The sequence below is a fragment of the Synechococcus sp. F70.1 genome, from assembly GCF_047502745.1.
In the GTDB taxonomy this organism is placed as follows: Bacteria; Cyanobacteriota; Cyanobacteriia; order Thermostichales; family Thermostichaceae; genus Thermostichus.
In genome coordinates this window covers 1-8,199 of the sequence record NZ_JANSJL010000030.1, presented here as the reverse complement: position 1 = coordinate 8,199, position 8,199 = coordinate 1, and the positions used below count along the sequence as shown (strand labels likewise).

The following is an 8,199-nucleotide window of genomic DNA, read 5'->3' as shown; positions in this document are numbered from 1 at the left end:
GGGGAGGGGGAATGGGCGGCTGCTTTGATTGCCGAGGCCATTGAGCTCAATCCCCGCGTAGCCCTTTATCATCACAACCTGGGCGTTGTCTATGAGTCTTTGGGGCAACTGGAAAAGGCTCTATCTTGCTATCGGCAGAGCCTGAGCCTCAATCCCAAGGCTTACCTTTCTGCCTTTCAAGCGGGCAAGATTCTTGTTAACCTAGGCCGCCACGAAGAGGCAATCTCCTTGCTGGGATCGTTGTTAGAAAATCCAGATCCACTAGCAGGGATCCCTTGGGCTGAGGTGCATTTTTATCTGGGGATAGCCCATCGCGAGCAAGGGGAACACAGCGCGGCTCTGGCTCACCTGGAAAAGGCATGGACTTTGGATCCTAACTTGGTGCAAGCCCGCTGGCTTTACCATCTCTATCTGCCGGCTATCTATCAGGATGAACAGGAGCTGCACCGCTTTCGCTTGCGCTTTGTAGAGCACCTGGATCGCCTCATTCAGGAGACGCCCCTAGACACCCCAGAGCAGCGGCGGCTTGCCTTTTTAGGCTCAAGCTGGGGAACGCCTCACCTTCTGCAGTACCAGGGCTACGACGACTTGGAGCTGCAGAAGAAATACGCTCAGTTGGTGCAGCGCATTGTGAAAGCCTGCTACCCCGATTGGGAGTATCTCCCCCGGCAAGCCCGGCCAGGGGATCCCATTCGCGTTGGGTTTGCCTCGGCCTCCATGCGCGCTTGCTCTTACAGCCGCCTTTCTTTGGGGTGGGTGAAGTACTTAAAGGCCAGCTCCAAGCAGCCTTTCCAGGTCTTTGCCTACCACTTGGATCCCAGAGTTGATTTCCTGACGGAGCAATACCGTCAGCATGCCGATGTCTTCCGCCACATTCCCACCGGCTTTGAAGAGGCTGCCCGCCAAATTTTGCAGGATCAGCTGGATGTTTTGGTGTACTTGGAAATTGGCCTTTCTCCTCTTATGTTGCAGCTGGCGTCCCTGCGGCTAGCCCCCGTCCAATGCTCCACCTGGGCTCATCCCGTTACTTCGGGACTGTCGACCATTGACTACTTTCTCTCCAGCGACCTCATGGAGCCTGAAAATGGGCAGGCCCACTACAGCGAAACCTTGGTCCGGCTGCCCCACCTGGGTACCTGTTTTGAAAAGCCCGTTTTGCCTCCCCAGAGACGTTACCGCCAGGACTTTGGTCTGCCTCAAGAGGCCGTTGTCTATCTCACCTGCCAGTATTTGGGCAAGTACCTGCCGCAATACGACTACCTTTTTCCGGCTATTGCTCGGCAAGTGCCCAGGGCCCAGTTTGTCTTCCTGGCCTTGCCCAATGCCGCCATTGGTCAGCGCTTCTGGCAGCGGCTTGCCTCCATCTTTTCCAGCTATGGTCTTGCGGTGGAAGACCACTGTCGAATCCTGCCCGCCTTGGATCATCAAGACTACCTAGATCTCAATCGCTGCGCTGACGTCATGCTGGACTCCTACGGCTGGTCGGGCGGGATCACCACCCTGGAAGCCATTGCTGCCGGCTTGCCGGTGGTCACCTGCCCTGGCCGGTTCCTGCGGGGCCGCCACACCCACGCCATCCTCAAAAGAATGGGCCTTGAGCTTCTAATTGCCCCAGACCTCCAGCGCTACGAAGAGCTGGCCGTACAACTGGGAACGGATCCCCAATTTCGGCAGCAAATCGCTCAGCAAATCCAAGAGCGGCGCGACTTGCTTTTTGAGGATCAAGACTGCGTGGCGGCCTTAGCTCATTTCCTGCGCCAGGCTGTCTGCCAGAAGCTGGCATGCCATACTCTCCCTATAGAAGCCTCCTAGTCCCCCACAGCAAACCCTTTGGTAGAGTAGTACGGCTACTCCAGGGATCGTGGCGGAATGGTAGACGCTACGGACTTAAAATCCGTTGTTCCTCAAGAACGTGAGGGTTCGAGTCCCTCCGATCCCATTACTGCAGCCCTGTTTGCTCTAGCAAGGCAAGTAGAGCCGGAACCGGCACCCAGGCATCCTCCCGATCCAGCTCTGGGCTAGCCAGCAGGGCCACCAGGGCGGGGTCGCAGGTTGGGGCCACTAGGGGAAAGTAGTTTAGCCCCACCACCTGGGCAAGGCTCCAGAAGTAGGGGAGCACGGCATTGCTAGGGAAGATCTCGATGGCAATCGTGCCAGGCTGACAAAAGGCAAGGTTGGTCAGGCCCGCCCCGTGGATCCCCATGACTGCCTCTGCCCTTTGCATCAAGGCTATCTGTTCGGCTAGGGAAAGGGCTTCCAGTTGCACAGGCACAAAGCCCCAGGGGCGCAAGGCCTCCAGCACCTCCGCCTCGTTGATGACCCGCCGCCAGCGTGCAGCACGACGGCTAATGTAAACCCGCCGCGGCAACAAGGGATCCGCCGCCTGCCCCAGAGGAACCAGTTGCTGCAGCACCTTCCAGCCCCTGGGGGTTAGACACCCCACCGGCCCAGCCAGCGAGGGCACAATGAGGTTCTGCGCTTGCAGATGGGATCCCCCCACCTGCTCGAAGCTTAGAAGGCGTTCTGTGGGGATCCCCAGGGCAGCTAAGCTCTGCACCTGGAAGGGCTTGCCCTGGTAGCCATGGATCAAGATGGGAATGTCCTTTTCGAGGAAGCCGGCGCGGCGTAGGAGCTCGAGGGCGGGCAGGATGTCCACCATCCAATGGAAGTAGTTGACTGCCCCCAGGGGCAAGAGGGCAGCAGAGCCCTCCAGCGGAATTGGCGGCGGCAGGTGGGGCAAGTCCCAAATGGGGTGGTGTTCCAGGTGCTCCGACTTCCAGTCCCAGTCGAGAAACTCCGGCGGTGGCAAGCCGGGGGAGACATCGGCCAGCAACTCCCTCCTACGGGTAAGCACGGCGCTGGCAAAGCTGGCGTAGAGGTGGCGGGGATAGTGGCCCACGTGCACGGATCCCTGCGGGATCTGGACCACAAAGGTCTCGGCCAGCGGGATCCGCTGTGAGCGCAGCTTTTGCCCAAGGGCAGGGTCAGCCGTCGGAGGGGCTTGCCAGTAGAGAACCCCTTCTGGATCCAACACCTGGTAGCTGCCCTCGCCCGTGGCCTGGTGCCACTGCCGGGTGGTGAGGTAGCCCTGGCTGGGCACGGGCAGGGAGTCGCCGGCCCTGGGCGATGGGCTCTGGCAGGCCGGGGAAGGGGGAGCTGCCTCTGCAGGGATCCAGCGCTGCCGCCAGAGGCGATACCGCTCTTGCCAAAACTTGCCCGGGGATCCCTGGAGGGCTTGCTCCAGCTCCAGCCGCAGGAGGCTGTCTCTGCCGCTGCCTTCACACCAAGCCTGCAGCCACTGCCGCTCGGCAGCCAGCGCCTGCTGGAACTTCTCCCAAGCTGCCTGGGGGTCGTCCCGCCGCACCTGGGCCTCCGCCCAGTAGCTGTAGAGCTCCGCTGTCTGGGTGCCCCGCGCCGCTGCCTCCTGAAAGCAGGCCACCGCCTGCTCCAGCTTCCCCAGATCCAGCCAAGCCAGGCCCATCTGCACCCAGGGATCCCCCCAGTCCGGCCTTAGCCTCGCTGCCTCCTGGAGAGGGGAGAGCGCCTCGCGCAGCCGGCCCAACTTGAGCAGGGCCAGACCCCAGCGCCAAAAGCTTTCCGCGGCTGTTGGATCCCGGCGGCAAGCCTGCTCAAACCACTCTGCTGCTTCTAGCCACAGCCGACGGCGCTCCTGGACTCGGCCAAGGCGATGGGCGGCCAGCGCCTGCACAGGTTCTAGGTCGGCGGGAAGGGAGCCCTCCACCAGTTGCCGATACAAGGCTGCCGCCTGCGGCCAGTGGCCTCTTTCCCACAGCCCCTCCGCCAGCTCCTGCAGCCCTTTTGCCCAGCAGCGGCTAGCTTCTGGCTCGCTCAGGCCTTTTCCCATTAGCAGCGCCACCCCTTCCTGCCAGGTAAGCTGGGCTTCCAGCTCTCGCCCCAGGAGCAGGTAGGCGGCTCCCAGCCACCAGCACAGCAGGGGATGCTGGGATCCCTGCTCCAACTGCTGCAACAGCTCTTGGGCAACCGATTCATATGCTCCCTGCTCCCAATGGCTCTGGAGAGGGTCTTGGGCAAGAGGGGTAGAGGCCATGGCTTTTGCTGAGAAGGGAGCTGCGCAGGAGTGTTACAAACTGCAACAACCTCCCCACTCCGGGCGCATCCCCCTAGTATTCTAGGCTTGGCTTCTCCCTCAGGGGTCCGGCGTCCCTACTTCCTCGACGGCAAGAGGGGGGTGGAGCAGGGCTCGTGGTTTTGGTTGGAAACTTTTCGGTAATCGATAAGCGGAGTTTAAGAATCGATGGGTATCAACGCATCCGGCGGCGCCGTCCTCTCCAGTCCGCGTCTTTACCAAACTCTGCCCCTATCGACCATCTCCCAGGCGGAACAGCAGGATCGCTACCTGTCGCGCACTGAGCTAGATCGCCTCGAGGACTTTTTCTCCACTGGCCTAAAACGGCTGGAGATTGCCGAGGTTCTTGCGGCCAATTCTGAAATCATTGTCAGTCGGGCCGCCAACCGCATCTTCACCGGCGGCTCCCCCATGGCCTATCTGGAGCGGCCAGAAGCCACCCAGGATGAGAAAGAGGCCTTCAAGCTGGGCACGGCCTTCTACGTGGAATCCACAGGGGGCTTTATCGAGGCCATCCGCGACCTCTTCAGCGCCAGTGGCGTCGAGATCCCGCCCAACTTCCGCCCCATCAGCATCGCCCGCTACGGGGCTGCCAACATGCGCAAGTCGCTGCGGGATCTAAGCTGGTTCTTGCGCTACGTCACCTACGCCCTTGTGGCCGGGGATCCCAATATCCTTGTGGTTAACACCCGTGGCCTGCGGGAGATTATCGAAAATGCCTGCTCTGCCGAAGCCACCATCGTTGCCCTCCAGGAGATGAAGCGGGCCTCGGCCAGCTACTTCCGCAGAGATGCTGAGGCGGTGGCCATCATCAACCAGTATTTTGACGTCTTGTTGAGCGAGTTCATTGCCCCTGCCCCCTCCGACAAGCTGCGGCAGCGCAATGCCAGCACCGCCGACGGCCTGCCCCTGCAGGGACTCCAACTGCCTCAGGTCTACAGCTTGGCGGCAGAAAAAGTGCCCGTCTTTGCCATGAAGCCGGGGCTCTCCAACGCCGAGAAGGAGGAAGTGATCAAGGCTGCCTACCGGCAGGTGTTTGAGCGGGATATCCGCCGCGCCTATGGCCTCAAGCTGGCCGACCTGGAGTCCAAGGTGAAAAACGGCGAGATCTCCATGAGGGAGTTCATCCGCCGCCTAGGCAAATCAGACCTCTACCGCAAACAGTTCTACGAGCCCTACATCAACAGCCGTGTGGTGGAGCTGGCCTTCCGCCACTTCCTGGGGCGGGCCCCAGAGACCCGCGAGGAGGTGCAGACCTACTTTGCCATCGTCTCCAGCAAGGGCTTGGCAGGTCTGGTGGACGCCCTGGTCGACAGCCGCGAGTACAGCGACTACTTTGGCGAGGAGACGGTGCCCTACCTGCGCAAGCTGGGGGTGGAAGCCCAGACCAGCGCCAACTGGGGGCCCAAGTTCGACCTTTACAACTACGCGGCTCCTTGCCGCAAGGTGCCACAATTTATCACCCTCTTCGCCCGCTACAACCGTCCCCTGCCGGATCAGCACCCCTATGGTGTCGGCAACGACCCGCTGGAGATCCAGTTTGGCGCCATCTTCCCCAAAGAGACCCGCTCCCTCAACGCCAGCCCGGCCCCCTTCAACAAGGATGTCAAGCGCATCCTCATCCGGCGCGGCTTTGCTCTTACCAACGCTCGCACCAACCCCAAGGCGGTCGGGGATCCCGGCAGCCTTGGCCCCAAAGTCTTCAAGCTTACCCAGACCCCTGGGGATCGCAGCCGGCGGCTAGGGGTACGGGCTGGGATTGTTGGCAGCGAAGTCTCGACGCAAGCGGTCATCCGCGCCTGCTACCAGCAGGTGTATGGCTATGTGCCCTACGCCGGCCAACGGCTAACCCGCTGGGAAATCAAGCTGGAATCCGGAGAAATCAGCGTCAGAGAGTTTGTCCGCCAGTTGGCCAAGTCGGATCTCTTCCGCAACAAGTACTGGTCTAGCCTCTACGTCTGCAAAGCCATCGAGTTCATCCACCGCAAGCTGCTGGGCCGGCCCACCTACGGGCGACAGGAGATGAACCGGCTGTTCGACATCGCCTCCAAGCAGGGCTTCTACGCCGTGGTGGACGCCATCCTCGACAGTGAGGAGTACCAGCAGGTCTTCGGGGAAGATATCGTGCCCTACGAGCGCTACCTCACCCCTGCTGGCCTAGCGCGGCGGCGGATGCGCCCTGGATCCAGCGACATGGCCGTGGTTACCCGGCCCATCCGCACCGACGACGATATCCCCCTCTTCGTCAAGCTGGGCCAGCCTCAGGACAAGCCCTCCGGCGAGCTGGAAATCCAGCGGCGCGTCCAGCAAGGGGTGCCTAGGATTCGTCAGGAGATCCCTGTCTTCAAGCTCACCAGCTTGGCCAACAAAGCCGAGGTCAACAACCTCATCCGCGCTGCTTACCGGCAGATCTTCGAGCGCGACATGGACATCTACAACATCAGCGCCGAGCTTAGCTCTGCCGAGTCTAAGCTGCGCAATGGCGAGATCACCGTCAAGGAGTTTATCGAGGCGCTGGGGTGCTCCGAACTGTACCGCGCTGAGTTCTATGCCCCCTACCCCAACACCAAGGTCATCGAGCTGGGCACCAAGCACTTCCTAGGCCGCGCACCCCTAAACCAGCAGGAGATCCGCAAATACAACCAGATCTTGGCTACCCAGGGGTTAAAGGCCTTCGTGCGCGCCCTGCTCAACACCCAGGAGTACCGGGATCTCTTTGGCGAGGACACGGTGCCCTACCGCCGCTTCCCCACCCTGCCGGCAGCCAACTTTCCCAACACCCAAGAGCTGTATGGCCGCCTCACCAAGCAAAACAAAGAGTTGGTGGTACCTAGTTTTAGGCCGGTGGGGAAAAACGATCGCAGCTAGCTCCTTTTTGCTCTTGGGAGAGGGCTAGGCGGCGTAGCCCAAGTGTCGCAGTGCTGCAGGGGTAACTACCCGCCCGCGGGGTGTGCGCTGCAGATAGCCAATCTGCAGGAGATAGGGCTCGTACACCTCCTCGATGGTCTGGGGATCCTCGCCGGTTATGGCCGCCATTGTCTCCAGGCCCACCGGCCCTCCCCCAAACTGCTCCACCAGTAGGGTTAGCAACTTGCGATCCGTCCAGTCCAAACCCATGGGATCCACCTGGAACAACTCCAAAGCAGCAATGGCAACCTCGCGGCTGATGTGGCCATTGCCCCGAACCTGGGCATAATCGCGCACTCGCTTGAGAAGGCGGTTGGCTATGCGAGGCGTGCCTCGAGAGCGGCGAGCGATCTCCTCGGCTCCCTCCCGATCAATGGAGGTGTTCAAGAGGCGGGCGCTGCGCAACACAATTTCCGCCAGCTCGTGAGGCTCGTAGAAGCGCAGCCGCTGCACCTGACCAAAGCGATCCCGCAGCGGCGAGGTTAGAGCGCCAATGCGGGTAGTGGCTCCGATGAGAGTAAAGCGCTCCAGGGGTATGGAGGTAATGCGGGCAGAGCGGCCTTTGCCAATGGTGATATCGAGGCGAAAATCTTCCATTGCCGGATAGAGCAATTCCTCCGTAACCTTAGGCAGGCGGTGGATCTCGTCGATAAACAGCACGTCGCCCCGCTTGAGACGCACCAAGTAGCCAGCAATGTCGCGGGGGCTCTCCAGCGCTGGAGCCGTGGTCATGTAGAAGCGGGATCCCATCTCCGCTGCCAGCACTGCCGCCACGGTGGTTTTGCCCAGGCCAGGGGGCCCGTAGAACAAGAGGTGATCCAGAGGCTCCCCGCGGGCGCGGGCGGCTGCAATGGCAATCGAGAGCACTTCCTTGAGCTCCGTCTGGCCGATGTACTCAGCTAGGGTGCGCGGGCGCAAGGAGTCTTCCTGGGCTTCGCCAGCCTGAGCCTGGGGCTGCAGCAGCCCCCTTCCTGCTTCGCTTGCGTCAAGAGGCGACTCTGGGCTTCGTTCTCGAGAAGAAATAATTGCCATCTGTTACCTGCAGATACAACGGCCCAACTTTAACTTTAAAAGGCCAAAGGGGAAAACGTCGCGGTCTTTCTAGCCGCCAGGAGAATTGCGGCAACCAAAAAACCCCTGGCGCTGGGGCCAGGGGAAGTAGAGTCAGGAAACCTGGGGAAGCA

General features: G+C 61.1%; 4 protein-coding genes and 1 tRNA gene. 3 read left to right on the top strand and 2 right to left on the bottom strand.

Translation table 11 applies throughout. The features are described from left to right. A partial coding sequence (locus NW860_RS02035) for a tetratricopeptide repeat protein (protein ID WP_414512093.1) occupies positions 1-1,812 on the top strand: 1,812 nt, incomplete at its 5' end. A 43-nt stretch (positions 1,813-1,855) separates the two neighbouring features. After that, positions 1,856-1,939 (top strand) — tRNA-Leu (locus tag NW860_RS02030). Here the strand turns inward: NW860_RS02030 and NW860_RS02025 are convergent. Continuing rightward, positions 1,940-4,069 carry a glycosyltransferase 61 family protein gene (locus tag NW860_RS02025; protein WP_414512090.1) on the bottom strand — a complete coding sequence of 710 codons (2,130 nt, stop codon included), beginning with the start codon at positions 4,067-4,069 and terminating at the stop codon, positions 1,940-1,942. It lies immediately after the preceding tRNA gene. A 207-nt stretch (positions 4,070-4,276) separates the two neighbouring features. Between NW860_RS02025 and NW860_RS02020 the strand changes: the two genes are divergently transcribed. Continuing rightward, positions 4,277-6,976, top strand: a complete 2,700-nt coding sequence (locus tag NW860_RS02020) for a phycobilisome rod-core linker polypeptide (RefSeq protein WP_414512088.1) — start codon at positions 4,277-4,279, stop codon at positions 6,974-6,976. A gap of 24 nt (positions 6,977-7,000) precedes the next feature. On the opposite strand, the gene ruvB is transcribed toward NW860_RS02020, so the two are convergent. Further along, complete coding sequence (gene ruvB, locus NW860_RS02015; protein ID WP_414395929.1) at positions 7,001-8,047, bottom strand: Holliday junction branch migration DNA helicase RuvB; 1,047 nt, start codon at positions 8,045-8,047, stop codon at positions 7,001-7,003. Positions 8,048-8,199 lie beyond the last annotated feature (152 nt).